We start from the raw sequence: 25,366 nt of genomic DNA, 5'->3' as shown, positions 1-25,366 counted from the left end.
CGTCACGGGCGCCGGGGGGCTCGCCTGACAGATCCAAGAATATCTGCAGCTTTGCCAGGAGGCCGGCTTGCTTTCCCGCGAACCCTCATTTGTACTGCTGCCCTAGAGCCGCCGACAGAGCGGCCTTGATCGGGAGGAAGCATGGCCTCGGTGGGAATCCGCGAGGTTCGCAAGGCTTTCGGATCGACGAATGTCCTGCACGGCGTGTCGGTGGATATCCGGGACGGTGAATTCGTGATCCTGGTCGGCCCGTCGGGCTGCGGGAAATCAACGCTCCTGCGGATGATCGCCGGGCTCGAGAATATCTCCGGCGGCGAGATCCGCATCGGCGAGCGCGTGGTGAACGATGTGCCGCCCAAGGAGCGGGACATCGCCATGGTGTTCCAGAACTACGCCCTCTACCCGCATCTCACCGTCCGCGAGAACATGGCGTTCTCGATGCGGATCCGGAAGGCGCCGGCCTCCGAGATCGATCTCCGCGTCAACAAGGCCGCCCAGATCCTCGGGCTGGCTCCCCTGCTGGACCGCTACCCGCGCCAGCTCTCGGGCGGCCAGCGCCAGCGCGTCGCCATGGGCCGGGCGATCGTGCGCGACCCGCAGGTCTTCCTGTTCGACGAGCCGCTCTCCAACCTCGACGCCAAGCTCCGGGTTGCGATGCGCACCGAGATCAAGGAGCTGCACCAGCGCCTGAAGACGACGACGATCTACGTCACCCACGACCAGATCGAGGCCATGACCATGGCCGACCGGATCGTGGTGATGCACGACGGGGTCGTGGAGCAGATCGGGCCGCCCCTCGAGCTCTACGACCGGCCCGACAACCTGTTCGTCGCCGGCTTCATCGGCTCTCCGGCCATGAACTTCATGCCCGGCAAGGTCCGGGCGAACGGGCGTCTGACCTTCACCACCGAGACCGGCCTGTCGATCCCGCTCGCCGACGCGCCCTCCGGGGTCGACGGTCGGCCGCTCATCCTGGGCGTCCGCCCCGAGCATTTCGATCTCGCGCCCGAGGGGATCGCCGCGGAGGTCGTTGTCGTGGAGCCGACCGGCTCAGAGACCATGCTGGCGGTGCGGGCGGGGGGCCAGGACCTCACCTGCGTGCTGCGCGAGCGCGTGCGTGAGCGGCCGGGCGAGACGATCTCGCTGCGGCCGAACCGCGTGCACTTCTTCGACGCCGAGACCGGCCGTCGCCTGCCGAACTGACCCGCGTCGGATCCGACGCGGATTCGAGGCGCGCGGCGCCTCTAGGATCACGATCACCGAGGGAGAAGAAACGATGTCCGTTCTCGATCGCCGGTCCCTCCTCGCGGGCGCCGCAGCGACAGGCCTCGCCGCCGGCGGCGACCTCCTCGGCTTCGCCAAGGCCTGGGCGCAGAACGCGGAGTGGAAGCCCGAGCCTGGCGCGAGCCTGTCGCTCCTGCGCTGGAAGCGCTTCGTGCCGGCCGAGGACGAGGCCTTCATGAAGCTCGTCGACGCCTTCACCAAGGCGACGGGCGTCAAGGTCACGGTGACCAACGAGTCCTTCGACGACATCCAGCCCAAGGCGTCGGTCGCCGCCAACACGGGCCAAGGACCCGACATGGTCTGGGGTCTGTTCTCGTTCCCGGCGCTCTTCCCCGACAAGTGCCTGCCGCTCGAGGACGTGGCGGAATCCCTCGGCAAGAAGTACGGACCCTGGTTCCCGTCGGCCGAGGCCTACGGCAAGGTCAAGGGTAAGTGGATCGCGATCCCCGTGGCGTTCAACGGCGGCTATCCGAACTACCGCATCTCGGCGATGAAGAAGGCCGGGTTCGACAAGTTCCCCACCGACACCGCTGGCTTCCTCGAACTCTGCCGCGGCCTGAAGAAGAACAACACGCCCGCCGGCTTCGCCCTCGGCCACGCCACCGGCGACGGCAACACGTGGTGCCACTGGGCGCTCTGGTCGCACGGCGGCAACCTCGTCGACGCCAACGAGAAGATCGTCATCAACTCGCCCGAGACCGCCAAGGCGCTCGAATACGTCAAGTCCCTGTACGAGACCTTCGTGCCCGGCACGGTGTCGTGGAACGATTCCTCGAACAACAAGGCCTTCCTGGCCGGCGACCTGTACCTGACCAACAACGGCATCTCGATCTACGCGGCGGCCAAGAAGGACAACCCGAAGCTCGCCGAGGACATGGACCACGCGGTCTGGCCGATCGGCCCGGTCGGCAAGCCCACCGAGTTCCAGCTCGCCTTCCCGATCCTGGCCTTCAAGTACTCCAAGGCGCCGAACGCCTGTAAGGCCTTCATCGCCTTCATGATGGAGGCGGCGAACTACAATCCCTGGCTGGAGGCGGCCCAGGGCTACCTCTGCGAGCCGCTGTCGAACTATCCGAAGAACCCGATCTGGACGAGCGACCCGAAGAACGCCGTCTTCGCCGAGGCGGGACGGCGCTCCCTGGCGGCGGGCGGCCTCGCGCCGGTGAGCGAGCGGATCGCCGCGGTGCTGGCCGACTTCGTGATCGTCGACATGTTCGCCAGTCACTGCACCGGCCGCGAGGACGTGAAGGGCGCCATCAAGAACGCCGAGCGCGCCGCCACCCGCATCTTCCGGAACACCTGACCGCACCCGCCGGAGGCGAGACCATGGCGCACACGGCCCTGACGCAGCCCGCCCCGGCCGCAATCCCGACCCGCTCGGCCTGGCAGCGCGTCCGCGCGAGCCGGGGCTGGGCGGGGTTCTGGTTCATGCTCCCGACGGCGCTGATCCTCGGCCTGTTCCTGGCCTACCCGCTCCTGAAGGGCATCTGGCTGTCCTTCACCAACGCGCGGATCGGCCGCGACGGGGTCTTCGTCGGCCTGGAGAACTACGAGTGGCTCTGGGACGACGACGTCTTCTGGCTCTCGGTGTTCAACACCTGCCTCTACACGGCGGTGGCGTCCGTAGTGAAGTTCGGCGTCGGCCTCTACCTCGCGTTGCTGCTCAACAAGAACATGCCGTTCAAGTCGATCATCCGGTCGATCGTGCTGATCCCGTTCGTGGTGCCGACTGTGCTGTCGGCCATCGCGTTCTGGTGGATCTTCGACAGCCAGTTCTCGATCATCTCCTGGTCGCTGCGCCATCTCGGGGTGATCGACGGCAACATCGACTTCCTCGGCGATCCCGCCATGGCGCGGGCCTGCGTGATCTTCGCCAACATCTGGCGGGGCGTGCCGTTCATCGCGATCACGCTGCTCGCCGGTCTCCAGACGGTCTCGCCCTCGCTCTACGAGGCCGCGACGCTGGACGGCGCCTCCAACTGGCAGATCTTCTCGCGGATCACCCTTCCGCTGCTGACCCCGATCATCGCGGTCGTGATGACCTTCTCAGTGCTGTTCACCTTCACCGATTTCCAGCTGATCTGGGCCATGACGCGCGGCGGCCCGGTGAACGCCACCCACCTGATGGCGACCCTGTCGTACCAGCGCGGCATCCTCTCGGGGACGCTCGGCGAGGGCGCGGCCATCGCCACCGCCATGGTGCCGTTCCTGCTCGCGGCCATCGGCATCTCGTGGTTCGGCCTGCAGCGCAGGGCCTGGCAATCCGGGGGGAACGACCGATGAGCGCGCCCGCACCGCCCGCCCATGCCGATCCGCATCTCAACTCCGTATTGGAGGCGCGGCCCGCCGGGCTCACGGACAATTCGGAGGGCATGGCCTATCTCGAGCGCCTGCCCCGGCGGCTCGTGACGACCTACCTGCCGCTCCTCCTCATCCTCGCCGTGCTGCTGTTCCCGTTCTACTGGATGGCGCTGACGGCCATCAAACCGGACGAGCAGCTGATCGACATGGAGCGGTTCAACCCGTTCTGGGTCGTGGATCCGACGCTCAAGCACATCAACAAGCTCCTCTTCGAGACGCAGTATCCGCGCTGGCTCTGGAACACGATGTACGTGTCGGTGGCGGCGACCGTGCTGTCGCTGTTCGCGAGCGTGCTCGCCGCCTATGCCTGCGTCCGCGTGCGCTACCGGGGCGCCGGCTGGGTCGGGGCGGCGATCTTCCTGGCCTACCTCGTGCCGCCCTCGATCCTGTTCATCCCGCTCGCCACGATCATCCAGGCCTACGGCCTGTTCGACTCGCCGATCGCCCTGATCCTCGCCTACCCGACGATCCTGATCCCGTTCTCGACGTGGCTCCTGATGGGCTACTTCAAGACCATTCCCTACGAGCTGGAGGAATGCGCGCTGATGGACGGCGCCAGCCGGTGGCAGATCCTCACCAAGATCATCCTGCCGCTCGCCTTCCCGGGGCTGATCTCCGCCGGGATCTTCTCCCTGACCCTGTGCTGGAACGAGTTCATCTACGCGCTGACCTTCCTGTCCTCGACGCAGAACAAGACGGTGCCCATCGCCGTGGTGAGCGAATTCGTGGATGGCGACGTCTACAAGTGGGGGTCGCTGATGGCCGGGGCGCTGCTCGGCTCGCTGCCGCTGGTGATCCTCTACTCGTTCTTCGTCGAGTACTACGTCTCCGCACTCACCGGCGCCGTGAAGGAATAGGGACGGGCAGGACCGTCGTCTTCGCGCGCGCCGCGAAGCGTGACAGGGCGGCGGGACCTCGGTCGGCGTGGCGCGGGCCGGATCGCTGCGCTGTGCTCGCGAGGACGGAGACCGTTGCCAGCAGGGCTCGACGAGGCGGACAATGCGCGCGGATCCGCCGGCGCCGAATCGCGGACCGGCCCCATCGAAGGTCACGCCATGGCCCACTTCATCGATGCCCGTTCCACCCTGGTCAACGACGCCGTCGACGGCCTCGTCGCCGCGAGCGGCGGACGCCTGGCACGGCTCGACGGCGACCCGGGCATCCGCGTCGTCCTCCGCGCCGCTCCGGACCCCTGGAAGGTCGCGGTCATCTCCGGCGGCGGCTCCGGCCACGAGCCGGCCCATGCGGGCTTCGTGGGACCGGGCCTGCTCAGCGCCGCTGTCTGCGGTGACGTCTTCGCCTCGCCGAGCGTCGACGCGGTGCTGGCCGGGATCCTCGCGGTGACGGGGCCGGCGGGGTGCCTGCTCGTCATCAAGAACTACGCGGGCGACCGGCTGAATTTCGGGCTCGCCGCCGAGCGCGCCCGGGCGCTCGGCCACAGGGTCGAGACCGTGATCGTCGCGGACGACATCGCGCTGCCGGACGCCAAGCAGCCCCGCGGGGTCGCCGGGACGCTGTTCGTCCACAAGGTGGCGGGTCATGCCGCGGAGGCCGGGGAACCGCTCGAGACCGTGGCGTCGCTCGCTCGCCGGGCGGCCGGGGCGGCGAAGTCGCTCGGCATCGCGGTCTCCACCTGCACGATCCCCGGCTCGCCGCGCAGCGAGCGGCTGGCGGAGGGACAGGCCGAGCTCGGCCTCGGCATCCACGGCGAGCCCGGCGCGGAGCGCATCGCGCTGCCGAAGGCCAGCGACCTCGCCGAACTGATGGCCGAGCGTCTCGCGCGGGCCGTCGAAGGTGCGGACCGGCTGGCGCTGCTCGTGAACAATCTCGGCTCCGCCTCCGCGCTCGAGATGCAGGTCCTCACCCGCGCCGTGCTCGCCACCGACCTGGGGCGGCGCGTCCGCCTGCTGCTCGGGCCCGCGCCGCTGATGACGGCGCTCGACATGCACGGTGCCTCGCTGTCGGTCCTGCCGCTCGACGACGCGCTGGAGCGCGCCCTGTCGGAGCCCGTCCCGGTCCCGGCCTGGCCCGCGGCGGTGCCGGTCGCGCCGCCGATGCTCCGGCCGGTGCCCGAGGGGCTCGCGGGCGAGGCCTTCGTGCCGTCGCACGACACCGTCACCGCCGCCCGGATCCGGGCCGTCGCCGAGGCCCTGATCGGGGCCGAGGACACCCTGAACGGCCTCGATGCCAAGGTCGGGGACGGCGATGCCGGCACGACCTTCGCGGGCGCGGCGCGGGCCGTCCTGGCCGATCTGGACCGGCTGCCGCAGGCCGAGCCGGCCGCCCTGTGCCGGGCGCTCGCCGAGCGGATCGGGCGCGCGGTCGGCGGATCGAGCGGCGTGCTCGGATCGATCTTCTTCGCCGCGACGGCCTCGGCCCTCGCCGACGGCGCCGCGTGGCCCGAGGCTCTCGGGCAGGGCGTGGCGCGCGTCCAGGGGTACGGCGGCGCCCGAGCCGGCGACCGCACGCTGCTCGACGCCCTGATCCCCGCCGTCGAGGCCCTGAAGGGCGGCGATCTCGCGGCCGCCGCGGCGGCGGCCCGGGCCGGCGCCGAGGCCACGGCCGGCATGGATCGCGCCGGCGCGGGCCGCTCCAGCTACCTGGCCGCCGGGGACCTCGCCGGTGTCCAGGATCCCGGCGCCGCCGGCGTCGCGGCGGCGTTCGCGGCCCTGGCCGGGGCGTAGGCGCCGGGCGCCGCGCACCGGCGCCCCGCATCCGTTGACGCTCCACCCGTCGAGGCCTACCCCATCCCCATGCGCACCGGCCTGATCCTCGACGATTACCAGCAGGCGGCCCTCGCGCTCGCGGACTGGGCGCGCCTCTCCGACCGCGTCGCGATCTCCGCGATCAGCCAGCACATCCCGAACCCGGACGACCTCGTGGCGCGGATCGCGCAGGCCGAGATCCTCGTGATCATGCGGGAGCGGACGCCGTTCCCGCCGGCTCTGCTGGAAAGGCTGCCGCGGCTGGAACTCCTCGTCACCAGCGGCATGCGCAACCTCGCCATCGACGTCGCGGCGGCCCGGGCGCGCAACGTCGTCGTCTGCGGCACCGATTCGAGCCCGACGCCGCCGACGGAGCTGACCTGGGCGCTGATCCTCGGACTGGCGCGCCACGTGGCGCCGGAGAGCCTGACCCTGCGCGCGGGCGGCCCCTGGCAGAGCACGATCGGGACCGATCTCGCCGGCGCGACCCTCGGCGTTCTGGGCCTGGGGAAGATCGGGACGCGGGTGGCCGAGATCGGGCGCGCCTTCGGCATGCGTGTGATCGCCTGGAGCCCGAACCTCGACGATGGCCGCGCAGCCGCCGCCGGGGTCGAGCGGGCGGCCTCGAAGGAGGCCCTGCTGGAGGCCAGCGACGTCGTCACGATCCACTTGGTCCTCGGCGACCGGACGCGCGGCCTCCTGGGCGCGGCAGAGCTGCGCCGCATGCGCCGCGACGCGTTTCTCGTGAACACCTCGCGCGCGCCGATCGTCGATCAGGCCGCGCTGGTCCAGGCGCTGGAGGAGGGCTGGATCGCCGGCGCGGGCCTCGACGTGTTCGAGACCGAGCCGCTGCCGGCCGACAGCCCGTTCCGGCGCCTGCCGAACGTGCTGGCGCTGCCGCATCTCGGCTACGTGTCGCGCAACAACTACCGGACCTTCTTCACCCAGGCGGTGGAGGACATCGAGGCCTGGCTCGCCGGCGCCCCGATTCGGCAACTGGGCTGACGTCGCGGAGCTTGCCGGCCCCGGACTCAGTCCCGGCGGGGGTCCAGCGCGTCCGCGAGGCCGTCGCCGATCAGGTTGAGTGCCACCAGGGTCGCGATCAGGAACGCGGCCGGGGCCGCGAGCAGGTGCGGCGCCGCCTCGATAGAGCGAGCGCCCTCGGCGATCAGGACGCCCCAGCTGGTCTGCGGCTCCTGCACGCCGAGCCCGAGGAACGACAGGAAGCTCTCCAGCAGGATCACCTGCGGCACCAGCAGCGTCGCGGTCACGGCCACCGGGCCAAGGGTGTTCGGCACGATGTGCCGGAGGATGATCCGGGGTGTCCCGAGGCCGAGTGCCCGCGCGGCGCGGACGAAGTCGCGCTCGCGCAGCGACAGGGTCACGGCGCGCACCACCCGGGCCATGTCGAGCCACTCCACCGCGGCGATCGCCACCAGCATGAGCAGCAGGCTCGGGCGGAAGAAGACCAGCAGCAGGATCACGAAGAACACGAAGGGGAGGGCGTAGAGCACGTCGACGGCGCGCATCATCACGGCGTCGACGGCGCCTCCGACGAAGCCCGCAATCGCCCCGTAAGCCACGCCGATGAGCAGGGCGACGAGGCTGGCCGCGAGCCCGATCGCCAGCGAGATCCGGCCGGCGACGAGGCAGCGGGTCAGCAGGTCGCGACCCTGGATGTCGGTGCCGAGGGGGAAGTGCAGGCGTCGGACCGGCACCGCCACGACGAGCCCGCGGCCGCCGTCCCGCTCTTCCGCGACGGTCGGGGTCCCGAACAGAGCCGAGCGCGGCAGGTAAACGAGGCTACGCCGGTCGACGCCGGCGTCGGAGCCGAGGGTGAGCCGCAACGTGTCGCCGTCGCGCTCGACCGCGTCGAGCCGCGCGCGCATGCGGAAGGCCAGACGCTCGAGCGCCGGCTGGAGACGCGCGGCGTCGGGCTGCGCGGTGAGGCCGGCCGGGAGCTGGCGCAGGTCCGGATAGGCGCGCTCGGGGTCGTGACCGGTGAGGCCTGGGCCGATCAGGCAGGCGAGGGCGATCAGGACCAGCACGGCGAGCGCCGCCACGGCGGTCCGCTCCCGCGCGAACCGGAGGGCGGCGCGCCGGGCCGGCGCCGTGGAAACCGCCGTCACGCCGCCACCCGGAGGCGCGGGTCGAGCCACGCGCAGGCGAGGTCGGCGGCGAGGTTGAGCAGGATCACCAGCCCGGCGACGAGCAGGACCGTGCCCATCACCAGCGTGTAGTCGCGGTTGAGCGCGCCCTCGACGAAGTACCGCCCGATCCCCGGAAGCCCGAAGATCGTCTCGACCACCACCGAGCCGGTGAGCAGGGCCGCCGCCAGCGGTCCGAGATAGGCGACCACCGGCAGCAGCGCCCCCCGCAGGGCGTGCCGGGTGACGCGGGCCGGCGGAAGGCCGAGGCTGCGCATGGTGCGGACGGGCTGCGTCCGCAGCGCCTCGGCGAGCGAGGTCCGGGTCAGCCGGGCCAGGGCGCCGACCTGCGGCAGGGCCAGGGTCACCACCGGCAGGACGAGGTGGCTCGGGGCACCGTCGTTCCAGCCGCCGAGCGGCAGCCAGCGCAGGGTCAGGCCGAAGGCGATCTGCAGCAGCGGCGCGACCACGAAGCTCGGCAGCGAGAGGGTCAGGGCGGCCCCGACGCCGAGGAGCCGGTCGACGAGCCCGCCGCGCCGGAGCGCCGCCACGATCCCGAGCCCGACGCCGAGCGCGGTGGCCAGCGCGAGGGCGAGGGCGCCCAGCGTCGCCGAGACCGGCAGGCCCCGGGCGATCAGGCCGAGGACGCTCTGGTCGCGGAACGAGAAGGAGGGCCCGAGGTCGCCCCGCGCCAGCGCCGCGAGGTAGCTGCCGAACTGCGCGATCAGCGGCCGGTCGAGGCCGTAGACCCGGCGCAGGTTCTCCATGGCGGCGGGCGCCAGCGGCCGCTCCAGGTCGAACGGGCCCCCCGGGGCGAGCCGCATCAGGAAGAAGCTGACGGTCACCACGGCGAGCAGCGTCGGCACCGCCTGGAGGAGGCGGCGCAGGATGAAGCGGATCACGCGTCGAGCCTCATGAAGCGGGTCGGCGCGGCGTTGCGCAGGTTCGGGTGGTAGCCGTGCAACCGCGGCGCGATCAGCGCCTTGGAGCGGTAGTGCATCAGCGGGATCCACGGCAGCTCGCGCAGGGCGATCGCCTCGGCGTCGTAGAGCAGGCCGGCCCGGCGGGTGAGGTCGCGCTCGGTGGCGGCCCGCGCCATGAGGGCGTCGTAGGCGGCGTCCGACCAGTGGCCGGCGTTCATGCCGTCATTCCCGCTCTGGAGCAGGAACAGGAAGTTCTGCGGATCGGAATAGTCGGCGATCCAGCTGTAGCGGGCGACGTCGAAGTCGCCGCCGTCGCGCAGGTAGGCGAAATGCGTCTTCGCGTCCGTGTAGACGTAGCGCGTCACGATTCCGAGGTCGCGCCACATCTCGCCGAGCGCCACCGCGATGGTGCGGTTGTTGTCGCTGATGTTGAACCGGTACTCCACGGTGAGTGGCCGGTCCGGGCCGAAGCCCGCCTCCGCGAGCAGCCGGCGCGCCTCCGCCTCGTGGTCGATCGGCAGGCCGAGGCGGCCCTCGGTCTCGGGGGGCGTGCGGTAATTGTCGAGGCCGGGCGGGCACAGGGAGTAGGCCGGGCTCATGGTGCCGCCGTTGAGGCCGTCGGCGAGGTACTCGCGGTCGATGACGAGCGACAGCGCCCGGCGGACGCGCCGATCCGAGAACGGCGCCTTGCGGGTGTTCACCACCAGCGCCGCGAGCCCCAGCGAGGGGCCGAGCACCACCTGCGGCCCGAAGCGGCGGCGCAGGTCGGCGATCTGGTCGACGGGCAGGTCGGAGAGGGAGTCGATCTCGCCGGCGGCGTAGCGGCGCACCGCGGCGGCGATGTCGGGCGTCGGCAGGAAGGCGACGCGCCGGATCGCGAGGCTCGCGGCGTCCGGATGGTGCGGGTTGGCCTCCAGCGTGATCGCGCCGCCCGGCACGCGGTCGGCGAGCCGGTAGGGTCCGTTGGTCACGAGGTTCCCCGGACGGGTGAAGCTGTCGCCGTAGCGCTCGACCGAGGCGCGGTGGACCGGAAGCGCGGTCTGGTGGGTCAGGAGTTCCAGGATGTAGGGCGTCGGCTGTTCCAGGCTGATCGCGAGCCGGAGCGGCGCCTCGGCGGCGACGCCGAGGGCGTCGGCCGGCGTCTCGCCGCGGTTCACGGCGGCGGCGTTGCGGATCGGGAACAGGATCTCGGCGTATTTCGCCGCCGTGGCCGGGTCGAGCATTCGGCGGAACGCGTAGACGAAGTCGTTCGCTGTGACCGGCTCGCCGTTCGACCAGCGGCCATCGGGGCGCAGGTCGAAATGCAGGCTCACCCCGTCCTCGGAGACCGACCAGGCGCGCGCCGCGCCCGGGATGATCGTGCCCCGGTTGTCGTAGGTGAGCAGCCCGTCGCAGAGATCGCGCAGGATGTGCGCCTCCGCGACCGTGGACGAGCGGTGCGGGTCCAGCGTCTCGGGATCGGCGTCGTTGCCGCGGCGGTAGAGCGCGTCGGCCGCGCGGGCGGGCCGCACGGCCGCGAGGGCGAGCGCGCCGGCCAGCCAGTCGCGCCGGCGCGGGCGCACGGTCAGGCGCCGGTGTCCGGCTTCAGGCCGGCCGCCTCGATCCCCGCCACCGCGCAGATCTCGTCGTTGTCGGAAGTGTCCCCGGAGATGCCGACCGCGCCGAGAAGGCGTCCCTCGCCGGAGCGGATCAGCACGCCGCCCGGCACCGGCACGAGGGCGTCGGGCCCGGCGAGGTGACTGACGGCGGCGACGAAGTAGGGCTGCTGCTCCGCCCGCGCGTGGATCGCCCGGGAGCCGAGGCCCAGCGCCAGGGCCCCGTTGGCCTTGCCGCTCGCGATCTCGGCCCGGCGCAGGGACGTGCCGTCCTCGACCGCGACCGCCTTCAGCGCGCCGCGGGCATCGTAGACGACGACGGCGAGGGGCTTGAGGTTGCGGGCGCGCGCCTCCCGCAGGGCGGTGTCGACGACGGTGCGGGCGGCCTCGAGGGTCAGGTCGATCATCGGATTCCAACACGGACGCCGCTCCGAGCGGCGGCTCCATCCTTACGGACGGGGGCGCGCCGGGTCCACCGACGCGGATCGCTGCGGCCTCCGACACACGACCTCGACGTTCGGCGGCCGGCGCGAGCTCGACCCGCCGGTCTGCGAGCGCCTGCGCGCCGGTGTCCCGCGGGCCCGCTAACGGATCACGCCGGTCGCGCGGCCGGCAGGCGGATGATGCTCGCCAGGAACGCGTCGTAGCCGGCCGCCACCGCCTCCGGCCGCTCGAAATGCGGGAACGCGCCGGTCGGCAGGGTGTCGACGCGCCAGTTGGGCCGGTCGGCGACCCGCGGCACCAGCCGGTAGTCGACGAAGTCGCCGCGCTCCCCGTGCACCATCCAGACCGGGAGGCGCAGGCGCTCGTAGAGGCGGGTCGCGTCGGTGGGGAACAGGTGGCCCGCGATGAAGCAGAACGGGGCGTGCTCGGCGCCGGGCTGGTGAGCCGAGGCGTGATCGTAGGCGAGCAGACCCTCGTCGATCTCGGAGGAACCGAAGGTCTTCTCCAGGAAGAACCGCATGCTCGGCCGCGTGACCAGCGCGTCGAAGAGCGGCCGGCCGAGCGGAGGGCGGTCGAGGACGCGGAACAGCCAGTCGCGGCCGCGATGGCCGTCCGGCGGACCCTCCCCGGAGAGCCGGGCGTCGAACCCCGTCGGGCTCACCAGCGCGAGGCTGCGATAGGCGTCGGACCGCTCCAGGCTCGCCCGCGCCAGGAACGAGCACGAGAGCGACAGGGCGAGGGCGTCGATCGCCCAGCCGCCGTGCCGGCTCCGGATCTCGTCGACCGCCGCGTGGATCGCCTCCACCATCAGGCGCGGCGTGTAGCGGCGGCGCGAGCGCTCCGAGAAGCCGAAACCCGGGAGTTCCAGGGCGTAGACCGGGCGCGTGCCGCGGTAGCGCAGGTACAGCGGCCGGACCTCGTAGGCGTTGGCCGCCGCGTTGATCGAGTGGATCAGCAGGAGCGGCACGCCCTCGGCCTCAGCCGAGCCGTAGAGCGACAGCGCGCCGGCGCGGCGGGTTCGGATCCGCTCGTGGCGGCCCGGCAGGGCAGGCGGCAGGGTCATCCGCCGGTCCACGGCCAGCGCGCTCCAGCCGACCAGCGCCGCCGCCGAGCCGGCGAGCGTCAGGGCCGCCGCGGTCGCGGCGCGACCGGTGCGATGGCGGGACACGGAACTCATCGGAACACCTCGACGTCCTTCCCGCGGCGGCGGGCCGTGGCCGACAACGCCGGGCCCGCGGGGAAGTGCCCTTCCGGACGCTATGAGGCGTGGCCGGCGAGGCTGCCGGCATTCACCGCCGGGGCCCGGCTCGCCGGCCGCGCCGGCGCGTCGCCCCGGCCCGCGGCCTCGCGCAGGAAATCCACCGTCGGCGCGTCGTTGAGCCAGCCCTGGACGCGCTGCGAGATCAGGAGTTTCCGCTCGCGCCGGTCGTAGTTCGCGTAGGAGGCGGCGACGAATTCGGGCCGGCTCATCGTGCGCGCGGGGCCGGACCGGCGCGTCTCCGCCTTGAAGAACAGGGCGCTGCCGGGCACGCCGTAATGCTGGGCGATCTCCGGATAGACCGGCCAGCTGCCCTGGCCGCCGAGATCGTCCGGGAGGAACGCGTCGAGGTCGCATTCCTCGAAGGGCACGCCGGCCCGGGTCAGCAGGCCGCGGGCGAGGTCGGCCACCACGTAGAGTTTCGTGTGGTTGATCGAGTGCATGAAGCAGCCCCGACGCGCCCAGCGCGTGAGGTGCGTGTCGAGATCGTACCCGGCCTGGACGCCGAGGCCGCGCAGGTACGCGACCGACTCGTCCCAGAGATTGAAGTATCCGAGGCGCTCGAAGACCGGCTCGGAGAACAGCCGCAGCGCCTGCGCCTGCGAGAAGCCCGACAGGTAGGCGAACAGCGTGATCGCCGAGTGCGAGTGCCCCATCGGACCCGAGATTAGGCCGTTGAGCGTGACGTGATCCTGAACGCCCACGTGGACGAGGTCGGGATGGTAGGCGCTGAACACGATGGTCGGGATCAGGCGGACCTTCGGGTGCGTCCGAAGCGTGTCGATCGAGCCGCCGCCCTTGAACTTGGGCAGGTAGATGCTGGTGAAGACGTGGTCGTACCCGTCCGCGTGCGCCATCAGGTCGGCGAGCCGCGGGAACCGGCGGGACGCCGTGAAGGCCGAGACGAAATCCACCTGCGCGTGCGGCAGCAGGTAGCGCATCGTCTTGGCGATGGATCCGGCCTGGCAGACCCCGATCACGAGGATGCGCGGCGATCCGGTCCGCTTCTTCCCGAACTGCGCGAGCCGGTGCCGCGCGCGCCAGAGGCTATCGACGGTCAACATCCGGCCTCTCTCGCATGTCCGCGGGCCGCGGGCAAACACCGCACCCGTGCGGATCCCGCGGGCCGGGACCGCCGATCGCGCCCATCGGGAGGAGCCCCCTCGCGGTGCCGACCGTCGGACGGACTGCACGACCCGCGCGGCGGAACCGCAGCTCACGGCGACGCGCGCCGCCTGTGGATCGCCCAGGCTCGAAAGCACGCGCTCGGGGATCTCCGATTATTCGGAGCGCCGCCCGCCATCTCTGAAAACAGCGGAAGCAACGCGTACAGCGGACCGCCGAATTCCTACGATGTCGCCGCGATATAAAGTCCAAGAAAGTCTGTCACGGAGACGATTCAACTTGCGCGCCGTTGACAGAGTCAAGTCGTTGGATACAAATTCGATTCAACGAAGCATGAAGCTCGCGGACTGGGCGCTCGCGGTCATGAGGACCGGCAGGCCCCCGATGACCGAGGTGGATCCCCTCTCTCGCCGTGACTCCGCGTCAGCGGCCGCTCCGACGGGCGCGGGGCGCTTCCGACCGACCTGCCTGGACAACCGGCCACGGTCCGAGCCGCTCGGACGGCGCAGCTGCGGCATGCCCGCGGTGGCGCCCCTCCGCATCGCCGCGACGGTCGTCGATCCACGCCCGCATGACCGTCGGCGACCGGTCGATGCGCGGGCGACGGCGCTGCGCGGGTCGGAGGCCGGGTTCCGCATCGGGTCGAAAGCTGGAGACTGCGCGATGGATTACGTACCTCCGATGGCCGCGATCGCGGCGGCCGCACAGAAGGCGCCGCCCGGCGAGGCGACCGTGCTCACCCCGGCGCGCGACGTGAATCCCGTCGCGGCGCCGGATCCGCGGTCGATCTACACGCTCACGCCGGAGGCGGCCGGGGCCGTCTTCGCGCTCGTCGAGAACCGCATCCAGGTGATCGACGCCGCGCTCGACGTGACCGACCGGCGGGGTACGCAGGTCGCTGCCGCCGCGATGGCGACGGCCACGGCGACGACCCCGGTCGTATCGCCGGAGACGACGAAGACGATCGGCGCCGCCAATCGCAACTGGAGCGAGGATGTCCGGTTGGATCACAGCCCGTCCCGGCTCGTCGGCGCCGACACGGTCGTGGCGTACGACAGCCCGCGGGTCACGGCGGCCTGGAGCCTGGCCTTTCCGGACGTGCCCGGCCGGCGGTTCCGGGCCGTGCAATTGCCGGGACCGAGCCTCCGCTCCGTCCTGCACGAGGCGGAGGCCGGTTTGGACGACACGGGGAGCGACATCTACCTGCTCTGCAACAGCGCGCATTTCGAGACAATCCGCCAAGCCCATCCGCGCACCCACATCAACTGGATCAACGTCGACAACGACGAGATCGTCGTCGTCTGGCGGAAGCCGTCCGAGGCGGGCTAGCGACAGGCCCGACCGGCTCGGGGTGGCCGCGATCGCGACCGGACCAGGGCTACCCCGCCCGGACGAACGGGAGCCCGGCGGGACCGCCCGATCAGAGCGTCGGCAGCACCGCGCGCAGGTGGGCGGCGAAGGCGCGGGTCAGCGGCGCGGCGTGCGCCTCGTCCAGGCGGATCGTCAGGCCGATCCGCGGCAGCGCGGGCAGGCCGCTGCCGCGGCTCAGGATGCGCAGGTCGGGCGGGACCGCGGCCCGGGTGAGGACCGCGACCGCCTGGGCGGAGCGCGCCACCGCCAGCAGTCCGGACAGGCTGCCGCTCGCGTAGGCGATCCGGTACGCGCGCCCGCCCGCGTCGAGGGCGGCCCGCGCCGCCCGGTGGTCCAGCGTGTCGGGGTCGCCGAGCGCGAGCGGCAACGGGTCGGGCCACGGCGCTTCGGCGCCGCGCGGCGCCACCCAAACGAGGTCCTCGCGCCGCAGGATCTCCCGCCCGGCCGCCAGCGGGACCGAGACGAGGGCCAGATCGAGCCCGCCGCGGGCGAGCCGCTCCTCCAGACGGGGCGTCGCGCCGCAGACCACCTCGATCGCCGCGTCGGGATGCAGGTGCGCGAAGCCGCGCAGCAGGGTGGGGAGAAAGGCCTGCGCGTAATCGTCCGGGCAGCCGAACCTGAGCGTGCCGTTGAGGCGGCCGCCGGACAGTTCCGCCACCGCGTCGTCGTGCGAGGCCAGGATCCGGCGCGCGTGGACGAGGAGCCGCTCGCCCTGCACCGTGAGCACCACCCCGCGCCCGGTCCGTCGCAGCAGCGGCTGCGCGACCAGATCCTCCAGCCGCTTCATCTGCATGCTGAGGGCGGCCTGGCTGCGCCCGACCCGCTCCGCGGCCCGGCTCAGCGCGCCCGTCTCCGCCACCGTGACGAAGCTGCGCAGGAGGTCGATGTCGAGGCTCTGAGCCATCAGGATCGCTGAACCCTCGGTTCAGAACTATAAGCTTCTCTGGGGTTGCGGGCGGTCCTAGCATGGCGGGGCCTGTCACGGGACCCGGATCGATGACGACGCGGAACGACGACCCCGACTTCTGGACGCGCGCGCGCCGGCACCTCGTGCGCTACGGCGGCGCCTTCGCGCCGGTCATCATCGAGCGGGCGGAGGGCAGCTTCGTCTACGACGCGGACGGCCGGAAGATCCTCGACTTCACCTCCGGCCAGATGAGCGCGATCCTGGGTCACGGGCATCCCGAGATCGCCGCCGTCGTCGCCGACCACGTCGGGCGCCTGGATCACCTGTTCAGCGGCATGCTGAGCCGGCCGGTGGTCGACCTCGCGACCGCGCTGGCCGGCCTCGCCCCCGGCGGGCTGGAGCGCGCGCTTCTCCTGACCACCGGCGCCGAGGCCAACGAGGCCGCCCTGCGCATGGCCAAGCTCGCCACAGGCGGCTGGGAGATCGTCAGCTTCGCGCAGTCGTGGCACGGCATGACGGCGGGGGCCGCTTCGGCGACCTACAGCGCCGGCCGCAAGGGCTACGGCCCGGCCCCCGTCGGGTCCTTCGCGATCCCTGCCCCGAACGTCTACCGCCCGACCTTCGCGCGGGACGGGGCCCCCGACTGGCAGACCGAGCTCGACTACGCCTTCGCGCTGGTGGACCGGCAGTCGACCGGCAACCTCGCCGCCTTCCTGGCCGAGCCGATCCTCAGCTCCGGCGGCATCCTCGAACTCCCGCCCGGCTACCTCGCGGCGCTGAAGCGCAAGTGCACCGAGCGGGGCATGCTGCTGATCCTCGACGAGGCCCAGACGGGCATCGGCCGCACCGGCCTGATGTTCGCCTGCGAGCGCGACGGGGTGGTGCCCGACATCCTCACCCTGTCGAAGACCCTGGGCGCCGGCCTGCCCCTCGCGGCGGTCCTGACCACGCCGGAGATCGAGGATCTCTGCCACGCCCGCGGCTTCCTGTTCTACACCACGCACGTCTCCGACCCGCTTCCCGCCGCGGTCGGCCTCAAGGTGCTGGAGATCGTCCGGCGCGACGGCCTGGTCGGCCGGGCCGAGGCGGCCGGCGCGCGGCTCGCGGCGCGGCTGCGGGCGCTTCAGCAGCGCTTCGCCTGCATCGGCGACGTGCGCGGGCGCGGCCTCCTGCAGGGCGTGGAGATCGTGGCCGACCGGGACACGAAGGTGCCGGCCCCAGAACTCGGCGACGCAATCACGCGGCGCTGCCTCGAACTCGGCTTGAGCATGAACATCGTGCAGCTGCCCGGCATGGGCGGCGTGTTCCGCATCGCCCCGCCGCTCACGGCCACGGACGCGGAGATCGACCTCGGGGTCGACATCCTGGAGCGGGCGATCGAAGGCTCGGTGTGAGGCGGCCCCGTCAGGCCGCCTCGATCTCCGCGCTGACCGTCAGCCACTCCTCCTCGGCGGCGGCGAGCGCGGTCGCGGCGTCCGACCGCATCTTGGCGATCTCGCCGGCCTTGGCGGCGTTCTCCCGGAACGCGGACCCGTCCTCCAGGGCGGCGTCGATCTTCTGGATCGCCGCGGTCAGCTTGGCCATCCGCGCCTCGATCGCCTCCAGCCGCTTGCGCAGGGGCGCGAGGGCCGCGCGGCGCTCGACGCCGGCGCGGCGCGCCTCGGCCTTCTGCCCGCCGGAGGGCTCCGAGTCGCGCTCGACCTCGCGCTCGGGCCCCGACAGGACGAAGCGCCGGTAATCGTCCATGTCGCCGTCGAAGGTCTTCACCGTGCCGTCCGCGACCAGCCAGAGCCGGTCGGCGCAGGCCTCGACCAGGAACCGGTCGTGTGAGACGAGGATGACGGCGCCCTCGTAGTCGTTGATCGCCTCCACGAGGGCCTGCCGGCTCTCGATGTCGAGATGGTTGGTCGGCTCGTCGAGGATCAGGAGGTGCGGGCCGTGGAAGGCGGCGAGCCCCATGAGCAGGCGCGCCTTCTCGCCGCCCGACAGCTTCTCGACCGGCGTGTCGGCCTTGTTGGCGCCGAATCCGAGCCGCGCCGTCGCGCTGCGGACCTTCGCCTCGGGGACATCCGGCATCAGGGTCCGGACATGCGCGTAGGCGCTCTCGGCGGGGCGCAGCTCGTCGAGCTGGTGCTGGGCGAAGTAGGCGACCTCCATCTTGGAGGAGCGCTTCACCTCGCCGGCGACCGGCCCGAGCCGGCCGCCGATCAGCTTGCAGAAGGTCGACTTGCCGTTGCCGTTCGCGCCCAGCAGCGCGACTCGGTCGTCCGGCGCGAGGCTGAGGTCGAGGCCGGTCAGGACGATCCGGTCCCCGTAGCCGGCCTTGACGCGCTCCATGGCGACGATCGGCGGCGACAGCGGCTTCTCCGGGCTCGGCAGGTGGATCACCGGCACGTCGTCCTCGAGGAGCGCGGCGATCGGCTCCATCTTGGCGAGCCGCTTCATCCGCGACTGCGCCTGCCGCGCCTTGGTGGCCTTGGCCTTGAAGCGGTCGATGAAGCTCTGCAGGTGCGCGCGCTCGGCATCCTGCTTGGCCTTCGCCTTGGCCTGGAGAACGCGCTTCTCCGAGAGCTGCTTGGCGAAGCTGGTGTAGCCGCCGCGGTAGATCGCCAGCTTGCCGCGGTCGAGGTGCAGGATGTGATCGACGCTGGTGTCGAGCAGGTCGCGGTCGTGGCTGATGATGATCGCGGTGCGCGGGTAGCGTTCCAGGTAATCGTACAGCCAGAGCGTGCCCTCGATGTCGAGGTAGTTGGTCGGCTCGTCGAGGAGCAGCAGGTCCGGCTCCGAGAACAGGACGGCGGCGAGCGCCACGCGCATCCGCCAGCCGCCGGAGAAGTCCGCGCAGGGCCGCGCCTGGGCCGCCGCGTCGAAGCCCAGCCCGTGCAGGATCGCGGCGGCCCGGGCCGGCGCCGAGTGGGCGCCGATATCCACGAGCCGCGTCTCGATCTCGGCCCGGCGCAGACCGTCCGCGTGCTCGGCCTCCGCCATCAGGCGGGCGCGCTCCGTGTCGGCGGCGAGCACGACCGCGTGCAGCGTCTCCGGTCCGGCCGGCGCCTCCTGGGCGACGGCGCCGATCCGCATGCCCTTGGGCAGCGCCACCGACTTCGCGTCGACCGGGAGGTCGCCGAGAATGGCCTTGAACAGGGTGGTCTTGCCGGCCCCGTTGCGCCCGACCAGCCCGACGCGGGCGCCTTCCGGGATCGTGAAGCTCGCGGAATCGAGAATCAGACGGTCGCCGATGCGGTAGGTGAGGTCGTTGACGCGCAGCATGCCGGCGTTCTGGCGGTCCGGACGCCGCGAGGCAAGCGCCGCCGTCGCGCGGGCAGGCCGGCATCCCCGTGTCGCCCCCCGACACAACGCGACGCCTATTTTAAGCTTCAAACATCAGCTTCGGCTGTCGGATTTTTAACGGAATGCCGTCAAACCTGTGGCGAGTGCTGCGCAAATAGACGCTGATAGTGCGTTCATCGGCTCTAGAACGTCGTCGCGTGAGCCGGAAAAGCGCCCGGGCGGGGGCGAGCCACAGGGGGGAATCTTGGGCCAGACCCTGATCCTGACCGACGATGTCGAGCGCGCCGAGAGGCTCGCGCGCAATCTCGGCGGCGTCACGCCCGTTGTGCTGCACGACCTCTACGGCGACGCCGTCCCGCCGCGGGGGGCGGGGCTGATCATCAGCGACGTCAGCGCGCTGACCTCCGAATCCGTGCGCCGGCTGCGCCAGGCGCTGTCCACCGCGCGCGGGCCCGGCATCCCGTTCCTGGCCCTGATCCACGGCAACCTCGGCCGCGGCGAGATCCAGGCCACCGCCCTCGGCGCGACCCGCGCGATGCCGGCCGCCGCGGTCAGCGCCATGCTGCTGAACGCGGTCGCGACCCTGATCGGCACCGCCAAGGCCCCGCCGCAGACCGGCAACTGGCAGGAGCAGGTGAACGAGGCCCGCTCGGCCTTCGTCAGCCTGTTCCGCGCCGATCAGGCGCCCCCGGCCGCGCTGGTCGAGAACGGCGCCGACTTGGTCAACCAGGCGATCCGCGAGGCCAAGGTGCGCGAATGGCTCAGGGTCGTGGCGAGCTTCGACGACGTCACGCACCGCCACTGCCTGAGCGTGGCCGGAATCGCGGCCGAGTTCGCGCGTGTCCTGGGACTCAACGAGGCGGATTCCCGCTACCTCGTCAAAGGCGCGCTGCTCCACGACATCGGGAAGGCCAAGATCCCCCTCGCGATCCTGAACAAGCCCGCGCCGCTGACGCCGACGGAGCGCGCCGAGATGGCTCGCCACCCGGCGCTCGGACACGAGATGCTGCTGACGGGCGACTACGACGCGCTGACCCTGTCGGTGGTCCGCTCGCACCACGAGTATCTCGACGGGTCGGGCTATCCGGACGGGCTGCGCGGGCAGCAGATCCCCGACCTCGTCCGCCTGATCACCATCGCCGACATCTTCGCCGCGCTGATCGAGGCGCGCCCCTACAAGGCGCCGAAGGCCCCGCGCGAGGCCTACGCCATCCTCGAATCGATGAGGGCGAAACTCGATGCCGACCTCGTCCGCGCCTTCGGAGCGGTCGCGGTCGCCTGCGAGACGCCCCGCCGCGCCTCCGCCTGAACCCGACCCTCAGACGAGTTCCCAGGCCTTGCCGTCCCGCATCAGGGCGGTGACGAGGGCGTGGTTCAGCTCGTGCCCCGTGTGGAACGCCGAGATCCGACCCTCGACCGGGTGGCCCGCCAGCGCGAGGTCGCCGACGAGGTCGAGGATCCGGTGGCGAACCGGCTCGCCGGGGACGCGCATCCCGCCCAGGACGTGCCCGCGCACCAGCAGCGCTGCCGAGCGGGGCGAGACGCCCTGCAGGAAGTCGTTCCGCATCAGGTAGCCGTAGGCGCGGCCCGCCATGGCCCGCGCGTAGCGCCCGAAGCTGCGCGCCGGCGCGATCTCCCGCCCGAAGGATTCCGGCGTGATCGCGCCCGACCAGTCGATCGATCCGAAATGCGCCAGCGCGACGTGGCCGGTGATGTGCAGGCCCGGGCCCGGCTCGATCTCGAGGCGGCGCCGCCCGTTCTCGACCGCCACCGTGCGCAGCAGGCGGATCACCCGGCAGGGCAGGCTCTGCTCGCGCCGGCCCGCGATCCGTATGGCCTCACACCAGGGCGTCGCGCTCCCGTCGAAGATCGGCAACTCGTCGGCGTCGATCTCGGCCAGCACGTTGTCGATCCGCAGCGCGCTGAGCGAGGCCATCAGGTGCTCGATCGTGCGCACGAGGACGCCGTCGCGTCGCAGCGCCGAGGAGAGCGGCTGCGATTCCCGGTAGTGCCAGTGGGCGGGCACGTCGACCGCCCGTCCGTCCTTCAGGTGGCGGCGGAAGACGATGCCGTGGCCGGCCGGGGCGGGGCTGACGCGGACCGTGGCGTGCCGCCCGGAATGGAGGCTGCGGCCCGAACGCTCGAAGGGGCGCGCGAGTGTCGCCTGCTGGCGGGGACCGGTGGAGGATGTCGAGCGCGGGAAAGGTACGTCTTGATGCATCGATACTGCCCGCCTCGGCGGGCCAGGAATTTAGCCCTGATACCTGATCCACGCTAATAAACTCCTGTTCATCGGGACGCGGCTTGACCGCCCCGCCCGCGACCGTCACGATTGCGGCGCCCGATCGATCCAGCACCGCCCCGGCGGGGCGCGGCTTCACTGTGCGGGCTGCTCCCGTCCCCAGATCTGCTGGCCGGCCCCCGTCAGGGCAGGGACGGAGGCCGGAGTTGAGGGAACACGATCGATGGCGCGGTTGGGGACAATACCTTTCTTCAAGGATCCCGGCATCGAGCTCAGCCCCTACGAGCCCCGCTGCCACTGGCGCCGCTTCGACGAGAACGAGGTCCTCGTCGACTTCGACGACATCTCCACCGACGTGTACTTCATCGCCTCCGGCGAGGTCCGCATCCTGAACCGGACCCAGTCCGGCAAGGAAGTCATCCTGGGCGAGATGCGGGGCGGGGCCTTCTTCGGCGAGCTCGCCGCCATCGACGGGATCGGCCGCTCGGCCAACGTCACGGCGCTGACCCGCGGCGAGGTCTGCGTGGTGCCGGCGCCGGTCTTCCGGCAGATCGTGTTCGCCTCCGAGGCGATCGCCGACCGGCTGTTCCGGCTCCTGGCCAAGCGCGTGCGCGAGCTGAACACGCGGCTCATGGAGCACGCCCTGCTCGACCTGAAGCACCGGCTCTACGCCGAGCTGCTCCGCCTCTCCGTGCCGCGGGCCGGCACGGCGGGCGAGCGGGTGGTCTCGCCGCCGCCCTACCACCACGTCCTCGCCGCGCGGATCGGCTGCCGCCGCGAGCAGGTGACCCGGGAGTTCACCGCGATGGCGGCGGAGGGACTGGTCGACCGCACCCGCGGCGCCCTGGTCCTGCGCCGGCCGGACCTCCTGGAAGCGCGCGTGGCCGAGGCGCTGCGCGAGGATTCCTGATCCGTTGTCCGAGGGGCCTGCGCCGCGCCTGCGGCTGGAGGAGCTGACCAAGCGCTTCGGCACCCATCAGGCCGTCGACGCCGTGTCCCTCGACCTCGAGGCGGGGGAGTTCTTCTGCCTGCTCGGCCCGTCCGGATGCGGCAAGAGCACACTCCTGCGCATGATCGCGGGCTTCGAGAGCCCGACCTCGGGACGGATCCTGCTGGGCGCGCAGGACCTGACCGCGCTGCCGCCCCATCGGCGGCCGGTCAACATGATGTTCCAGTCCTACGCCCTGTTCCCGCACATGAGCGTGGCCGGCAATATCGGCTACGGGCTGAAGGGCCTCGGCCGCTCCGCCTCGGCGGAGCGCGTGTCGGAACTGCTCAAGCTCGTGCGCCTGGACGGGTTCGGCGACCGTAGACCGGAGACGCTCTCGGGCGGCCAGCGCCAGCGGGTCGCCCTGGCCCGGGCGCTCGCCCGGGAGCCGAAGCTGCTGCTGCTCGACGAGCCGCTCGGCGCGCTCGACCGCGGCCTGCGCGAGGAGACCCAGGGCGAGCTGCGCGCGGTCCAGCGCCGCCTCGGCACCGCCTTCGTCGTCGTCACGCACGATCCCGAGGAGGCGATGATGCTCGCCGACCGGATCGGCGTCATGGAGGCGGGCCGCCTGATCCAGGTCGGGCCGCCGGCCGATCTCTACCGGCGCCCGGCGAGCCGCTTCGTCGCCGGCCTGCTCGGCGACGTGAACCTCATCCCCGGTCGCATCGGCGCCGGAGGCGCCGACGCGGTCCGCACGGTCGAGACCGCCCACGGCCCCGTGCGGGGCGTCGCGGAGGCCGCGCTCGCGGAAGGGGCCGCGGTCGTGGTGGCGGTGCGGCCCGAGGACGTGGTGCTGGGCGCGGAAGGGCTGCCGGTGGTCGTCGCCGACGCCGTGTTCCTGGGCGACCGGGTGCGTCGGACGCTGCACCTGCCCGACGGCGCCACGCTGCGGGCGAGCGGGCGGCCCGCGGAGGCCGCCGCGGCGCCGGGCTCGGACGCACGGGCCAGCTTCCCCGCCGACGTCGCCGTGATCCTGCCGGCATGAGGGCCGCCGGAGCGGAGGCCGACCGCGCGACCGGGCGAACGGAGGCCGGGTCCGCGCGCGCCCGCAAGCGCGGCCGGATGTTCGACCGCCTGGCGCGCCTGCCGCCCTTCCTGTGGCTGGCGGCGTTCTTCCTGCTGCCCTTCGTCATTACCCTGAAGATCAGCCTCTCGGAGCCGGCCACGGCGATCCCGCCCTACCTGCCGCTGCTCGACTGGCGCGGCGGGCTCGACGGCTGGTCGGCTTTCCTCGAGGCCCTGAACTTCGACAATTACCGCACGCTCGCCGCCGACCCCCTCTACCGCGACGCCGCCCTGGGCTCCCTGACCTACGCGGGCGTCGCCAGCCTGATCCTCGTCGCTCTCGGGACGCCGCTCGCCTACGCCCTGGCGCGGGCGCCGTCCCGCTGGCAGCCGCTCCTCGTCGCGCTGGTGATCGTGCCGTTCTGGACGAGCTTCCTGATCCGGATCTACGCCTGGATCGCGATCCTGAAGCCCGAGGGCCTGCTCAATCTCGCCCTGCGCCGGCTCGGCCTGATCGACGCGCCGCTGACGATCCTCAACACCGACGCGGCGGTAATCGTCGGTCTCGTCTACGCCTACCTGCCCTTCATGGTGCTGCCGCTCTACGCGGTGATGAACCGCCTCGATCCGACCCTGCGCGAGGCCGCGGCGGATCTCGGCGCCTCGCCGAGCCGGGTGTTCTGGACCGTGACCGTGCCGCTCAGCCTGCCCGGGATCGCGGCCGGCGCGGGGCTCTGCTTCATCCCGATGGTCGGCGAGTTCGTGATCCCCGACCTGCTCGGCGGGTCGGAGACGCTGATGCTCGGCCGGGTGCTCTGGAGCGAGTTCTTCTCGAATCGCGACTGGCCGCTGGCCGCGGCCGTCGCCGTGCTGATCCTCGCCATCGTCATCGGACCGGTGGTGCTGTTCCGGGACAGCCTGCGCGCGGGCGAGGGCGAGGCGCCGTGAGCTGGGTGACCCGCACCGCCCTGGTGGCCGGCCTGGGCTTCCTCTACGGGCCGATCGCGGTGCTGATCGTCTACTCGTTCAACGCCTCGCCGATGGTGACGGTCTGGGGCGGGTTCTCGACCCGTTGGTACGGCGCCCTGCTCGCCGACGCGCCGCTCCTGTCGGCCGCCTGGGTCTCCCTGAAGGTCGCTTTCCTCGCGAGCCTGCTCGCCACGATCCTGGGGACGCTGGCCGCGCTCGCCCTGGAGCGGCAGGGCCGCTTCCGCGGTCGCGCCCTGTTCACGGGTCTCGTCTTCGGGCCGATCGTGATGCCGGAGGTGATGATCGGGCTGTCGCTCCTGCTCATGTTCATCGGGATCGGGCTGGACCGCGGCCTCCTGACGATCGTCATCGCGCACACGACCTTCTGCACCGGCTTCGTGGCGGTGGTGGTCGGCGCGCGCCTGCGCGGCCTCGACCGGTCCCTCGAGGAGGCCGCGGCCGATCTCGGGGCGGCGCCGGCGCGCGTGCTGATGACCGTGACGCTGCCGCTGCTCGCGCCCGCCCTCGTGGCCGGCGCGCTCCTCGCCTTCACCCTGTCGCTCGACGACCTGGTGATCGCGAGCTTCGTCTCCGGCCCGGGCTCCACCACCCTGCCGATGCGGCTCTACAGCCAGGTCCGGCTCGGCGTGAATCCGGAGATCAACGCGGCCTCGACCCTCCTCGTCGGGCTGGTGAGCGTCGCGGTGCTGCTGGCGTCCTGGCTCACCGCCCGCCGCGGACAGGGCTGAGC

At 72.0% G+C, this 25,366-nt stretch carries 22 protein-coding genes; 13 read left to right on the top strand and 9 right to left on the bottom strand.

What is annotated here, in order from left to right; genetic code table 11:
• The first annotated feature begins 141 nt into the window (after nucleotides 1–141).
• From ACLBYB_RS10730 to ACLBYB_RS10705, 6 genes are all read left to right on the top strand, one after another.
• The gene (locus ACLBYB_RS10730; protein WP_020091914.1) at nucleotides 142–1,203 is read left to right on the top strand and encodes an ABC transporter ATP-binding protein; all 1,062 of its coding nucleotides are present in this window, start codon (nucleotides 142–144) and stop codon (nucleotides 1,201–1,203) included.
• 73 nt (nucleotides 1,204–1,276) lie between these two features.
• On the top strand, nucleotides 1,277–2,587 hold the full coding sequence (locus tag ACLBYB_RS10725; protein WP_020091915.1) for an ABC transporter substrate-binding protein: 1,311 nt from the start codon (nucleotides 1,277–1,279) through the stop codon (nucleotides 2,585–2,587).
• A gap of 23 nt (nucleotides 2,588–2,610) precedes the next feature.
• The gene (locus ACLBYB_RS10720) at nucleotides 2,611–3,567 is read left to right on the top strand and encodes a carbohydrate ABC transporter permease (protein WP_020091916.1); all 957 of its coding nucleotides are present in this window, start codon (nucleotides 2,611–2,613) and stop codon (nucleotides 3,565–3,567) included.
• An 89-nt stretch (nucleotides 3,568–3,656) separates the two neighbouring features.
• Nucleotides 3,657–4,502, top strand: a complete 846-nt coding sequence (locus ACLBYB_RS10715) for a carbohydrate ABC transporter permease (protein ID WP_234082978.1) — start codon at nucleotides 3,657–3,659, stop codon at nucleotides 4,500–4,502.
• Nucleotides 4,503–4,700: 198 nt separating this feature from the next.
• Nucleotides 4,701–6,329 carry a dihydroxyacetone kinase subunit DhaK gene (locus ACLBYB_RS10710; protein WP_447698743.1) on the top strand — a complete coding sequence of 543 codons (1,629 nt, stop codon included), beginning with the start codon at nucleotides 4,701–4,703 and terminating at the stop codon, nucleotides 6,327–6,329.
• A 69-nt stretch (nucleotides 6,330–6,398) separates the two neighbouring features.
• Nucleotides 6,399–7,355 (top strand): D-2-hydroxyacid dehydrogenase family protein, encoded by a 957-nt coding sequence (locus ACLBYB_RS10705; RefSeq protein ID WP_447698742.1) that lies wholly within the window; start codon nucleotides 6,399–6,401, stop codon nucleotides 7,353–7,355.
• A 26-nt stretch (nucleotides 7,356–7,381) separates the two neighbouring features.
• Here ACLBYB_RS10705 and ACLBYB_RS10700 read toward each other — a convergent pair whose 3' ends face one another.
• The 6 genes from ACLBYB_RS10700 to ACLBYB_RS10675 form a co-directional block, all read right to left on the bottom strand.
• Complete coding sequence (locus tag ACLBYB_RS10700) at nucleotides 7,382–8,479, bottom strand: ABC transporter permease (RefSeq protein ID WP_447698741.1); 1,098 nt, start codon at nucleotides 8,477–8,479, stop codon at nucleotides 7,382–7,384.
• On the bottom strand, nucleotides 8,476–9,399 hold the full coding sequence (locus ACLBYB_RS10695) for an ABC transporter permease (RefSeq protein ID WP_091926603.1): 924 nt from the start codon (nucleotides 9,397–9,399) through the stop codon (nucleotides 8,476–8,478). Before ACLBYB_RS10695 ends, ACLBYB_RS10700 begins: the two co-directional genes overlap by 4 nt.
• Nucleotides 9,396–10,982 (bottom strand): peptide ABC transporter substrate-binding protein, encoded by a 1,587-nt coding sequence (locus ACLBYB_RS10690; protein ID WP_447698740.1) that lies wholly within the window; start codon nucleotides 10,980–10,982, stop codon nucleotides 9,396–9,398. The genes ACLBYB_RS10695 and ACLBYB_RS10690 overlap by 4 nt, the downstream gene beginning before the upstream one ends.
• A gap of 2 nt (nucleotides 10,983–10,984) precedes the next feature.
• A complete protein-coding gene (locus ACLBYB_RS10685; RefSeq protein WP_447698739.1) occupies nucleotides 10,985–11,422 on the bottom strand; it encodes a GlcG/HbpS family heme-binding protein in 438 nt (145 codons plus the stop codon).
• A 185-nt stretch (nucleotides 11,423–11,607) separates the two neighbouring features.
• The gene (locus tag ACLBYB_RS10680) at nucleotides 11,608–12,636 is read right to left on the bottom strand and encodes an alpha/beta fold hydrolase (protein ID WP_447698738.1); all 1,029 of its coding nucleotides are present in this window, start codon (nucleotides 12,634–12,636) and stop codon (nucleotides 11,608–11,610) included.
• An 80-nt stretch (nucleotides 12,637–12,716) separates the two neighbouring features.
• Complete coding sequence (locus ACLBYB_RS10675; protein WP_020091925.1) at nucleotides 12,717–13,781, bottom strand: WcbI family polysaccharide biosynthesis putative acetyltransferase; 1,065 nt, start codon at nucleotides 13,779–13,781, stop codon at nucleotides 12,717–12,719.
• A 724-nt stretch (nucleotides 13,782–14,505) separates the two neighbouring features.
• On the opposite strand from ACLBYB_RS10675, the gene ACLBYB_RS10670 reads away from it, so the two are divergent.
• On the top strand, nucleotides 14,506–15,171 hold the full coding sequence (locus ACLBYB_RS10670) for a hypothetical protein (protein ID WP_447681306.1): 666 nt from the start codon (nucleotides 14,506–14,508) through the stop codon (nucleotides 15,169–15,171).
• 91 nt (nucleotides 15,172–15,262) lie between these two features.
• Here ACLBYB_RS10670 and ACLBYB_RS10665 read toward each other — a convergent pair whose 3' ends face one another.
• On the bottom strand, nucleotides 15,263–16,117 hold the full coding sequence (locus ACLBYB_RS10665; protein ID WP_447698737.1) for a LysR substrate-binding domain-containing protein: 855 nt from the start codon (nucleotides 16,115–16,117) through the stop codon (nucleotides 15,263–15,265).
• A gap of 92 nt (nucleotides 16,118–16,209) precedes the next feature.
• Here ACLBYB_RS10665 and ACLBYB_RS10660 point away from each other — a divergent pair, with 92 nt between their 5' ends.
• Nucleotides 16,210–17,514 carry an aspartate aminotransferase family protein gene (locus ACLBYB_RS10660; protein WP_447698736.1) on the top strand — a complete coding sequence of 435 codons (1,305 nt, stop codon included), beginning with the start codon at nucleotides 16,210–16,212 and terminating at the stop codon, nucleotides 17,512–17,514.
• A 10-nt stretch (nucleotides 17,515–17,524) separates the two neighbouring features.
• On the opposite strand, the gene ACLBYB_RS10655 is transcribed toward ACLBYB_RS10660, so the two are convergent.
• Nucleotides 17,525–19,390 carry an ABC-F family ATP-binding cassette domain-containing protein gene (locus ACLBYB_RS10655; protein WP_091677043.1) on the bottom strand — a complete coding sequence of 622 codons (1,866 nt, stop codon included), beginning with the start codon at nucleotides 19,388–19,390 and terminating at the stop codon, nucleotides 17,525–17,527.
• Between the two features lie 265 nt (nucleotides 19,391–19,655).
• Between ACLBYB_RS10655 and ACLBYB_RS10650 the strand changes: the two genes are divergently transcribed.
• A complete protein-coding gene (locus tag ACLBYB_RS10650; RefSeq protein ID WP_091677041.1) occupies nucleotides 19,656–20,720 on the top strand; it encodes an HD-GYP domain-containing protein in 1,065 nt (354 codons plus the stop codon).
• 9 nt (nucleotides 20,721–20,729) lie between these two features.
• Here ACLBYB_RS10650 and ACLBYB_RS10645 read toward each other — a convergent pair whose 3' ends face one another.
• Nucleotides 20,730–21,632: a UDP-3-O-acyl N-acetylglycosamine deacetylase gene (locus tag ACLBYB_RS10645; protein ID WP_447698735.1), complete on the bottom strand. Its 903-nt coding sequence runs from the start codon at nucleotides 21,630–21,632 to the stop codon at nucleotides 20,730–20,732.
• A 244-nt stretch (nucleotides 21,633–21,876) separates the two neighbouring features.
• On the opposite strand from ACLBYB_RS10645, the gene ACLBYB_RS10640 reads away from it, so the two are divergent.
• The 4 genes from ACLBYB_RS10640 (at nucleotide 21,877) to ACLBYB_RS10625 (ending at nucleotide 25,364) form a co-directional block, all read left to right on the top strand.
• The gene (locus ACLBYB_RS10640; RefSeq protein ID WP_026604752.1) at nucleotides 21,877–22,563 is read left to right on the top strand and encodes a Crp/Fnr family transcriptional regulator; all 687 of its coding nucleotides are present in this window, start codon (nucleotides 21,877–21,879) and stop codon (nucleotides 22,561–22,563) included.
• Nucleotides 22,564–22,567: 4 nt separating this feature from the next.
• The gene (locus ACLBYB_RS10635) at nucleotides 22,568–23,626 is read left to right on the top strand and encodes an ABC transporter ATP-binding protein (protein ID WP_447698734.1); all 1,059 of its coding nucleotides are present in this window, start codon (nucleotides 22,568–22,570) and stop codon (nucleotides 23,624–23,626) included.
• A 77-nt stretch (nucleotides 23,627–23,703) separates the two neighbouring features.
• Nucleotides 23,704–24,594, top strand: coding sequence for an ABC transporter permease (locus ACLBYB_RS10630; RefSeq protein WP_447698808.1), 891 nt, complete (start codon nucleotides 23,704–23,706; stop codon nucleotides 24,592–24,594).
• The gene (locus ACLBYB_RS10625; RefSeq protein ID WP_447698733.1) at nucleotides 24,591–25,364 is read left to right on the top strand and encodes an ABC transporter permease; all 774 of its coding nucleotides are present in this window, start codon (nucleotides 24,591–24,593) and stop codon (nucleotides 25,362–25,364) included. The genes ACLBYB_RS10630 and ACLBYB_RS10625 overlap by 4 nt, the downstream gene beginning before the upstream one ends.
• The last annotated feature ends 2 nt before the right edge of the window (nucleotides 25,365–25,366 follow it).

It is taken from the genome of Methylobacterium sp. D54C, from assembly GCF_053345595.1.
The sequence above is the reverse complement of the archived record's forward strand: the minus strand, read 5'-3'. Positions and strand labels throughout refer to the sequence as shown.

Coding starts and splice junctions, on each gene's coding strand:
- ACLBYB_RS10730 (WP_020091914.1), top strand. CDS start 142: ATGGCCTCGGTGGGAATCCGCGAGGTTCGCAAGGCTTTCGGATCGACG.
- ACLBYB_RS10725 (WP_020091915.1), top strand. CDS start 1,277: ATGTCCGTTCTCGATCGCCGGTCCCTCCTCGCGGGCGCCGCAGCGACA.
- ACLBYB_RS10720 (WP_020091916.1), top strand. CDS start 2,611: ATGGCGCACACGGCCCTGACGCAGCCCGCCCCGGCCGCAATCCCGACC.
- ACLBYB_RS10715 (WP_234082978.1), top strand. CDS start 3,657: ATGGCCTATCTCGAGCGCCTGCCCCGGCGGCTCGTGACGACCTACCTG.
- ACLBYB_RS10710 (WP_447698743.1), top strand. CDS start 4,701: ATGGCCCACTTCATCGATGCCCGTTCCACCCTGGTCAACGACGCCGTC.
- ACLBYB_RS10705 (WP_447698742.1), top strand. CDS start 6,399: ATGCGCACCGGCCTGATCCTCGACGATTACCAGCAGGCGGCCCTCGCG.
- ACLBYB_RS10685 (WP_447698739.1), bottom strand. CDS start 11,422: ATGATCGACCTGACCCTCGAGGCCGCCCGCACCGTCGTCGACACCGCC.
- ACLBYB_RS10680 (WP_447698738.1), bottom strand. CDS start 12,636: ATGAGTTCCGTGTCCCGCCATCGCACCGGTCGCGCCGCGACCGCGGCG.
- ACLBYB_RS10675 (WP_020091925.1), bottom strand. CDS start 13,781: ATGTTGACCGTCGATAGCCTCTGGCGCGCGCGGCACCGGCTCGCGCAG.
- ACLBYB_RS10670 (WP_447681306.1), top strand. CDS start 14,506: ATGGATTACGTACCTCCGATGGCCGCGATCGCGGCGGCCGCACAGAAG.
- ACLBYB_RS10665 (WP_447698737.1), bottom strand. CDS start 16,117: ATGGCTCAGAGCCTCGACATCGACCTCCTGCGCAGCTTCGTCACGGTG.
- ACLBYB_RS10660 (WP_447698736.1), top strand. CDS start 16,210: ATGACGACGCGGAACGACGACCCCGACTTCTGGACGCGCGCGCGCCGG.
- ACLBYB_RS10655 (WP_091677043.1), bottom strand. CDS start 19,390: ATGCTGCGCGTCAACGACCTCACCTACCGCATCGGCGACCGTCTGATT.
- ACLBYB_RS10645 (WP_447698735.1), bottom strand. CDS start 21,632: ATGCATCAAGACGTACCTTTCCCGCGCTCGACATCCTCCACCGGTCCC.
- ACLBYB_RS10640 (WP_026604752.1), top strand. CDS start 21,877: ATGGCGCGGTTGGGGACAATACCTTTCTTCAAGGATCCCGGCATCGAG.
- ACLBYB_RS10630 (WP_447698808.1), top strand. CDS start 23,704: ATGTTCGACCGCCTGGCGCGCCTGCCGCCCTTCCTGTGGCTGGCGGCG.